The sequence below is a fragment of the Marinobacter sp. bablab_jr003 genome (assembly GCF_016464245.1).
GTDB lineage: Bacteria > Pseudomonadota > Gammaproteobacteria > Pseudomonadales > Oleiphilaceae > Marinobacter > Marinobacter vinifirmus.
In genome coordinates this window covers 1-279 of record NZ_JADARC010000015.1, presented here as the reverse complement: position 1 = coordinate 279, position 279 = coordinate 1, and the positions used below count along the sequence as shown (strand labels likewise).

Genomic DNA, 279 nt, shown 5'->3' with positions numbered 1-279 from the left:
TCTGGTTGTGAAAGAGCATGCAGGTTAGACTCGGACATGGCGTATCATTCCTCTGTTGGTTGTGATCTTGGCGGTGATCAACCAACAGGATACGCCACCCCTTCAGCCTGCTTCCATACACCAGAAATCACCATAACTCGATAATGCCGTCGACGTAGCCCTTGAGGCGCCTGGCAAACTGCTGCACGGGGGCCAGCCCACTACTCATAGCCAGATTTAGCCAGTCTTGCCAGCGTTGTCTGGCATCGGCCTCTGAGGGAGCGTACCAGAGCTCTTTGA

1 protein-coding gene is annotated in these 279 nt (G+C 54.5%); it reads right to left on the bottom strand.

Annotation, left to right across the window (positions count from 1 at the left end; translation table 11 throughout):
- Nucleotides 1–127: 127 nt before the first annotated feature.
- The coding region (locus H3Z84_RS00820; protein ID WP_228285726.1) for a transposase at nt 128–279 on the bottom strand (152 nt) is incomplete at its 5' end.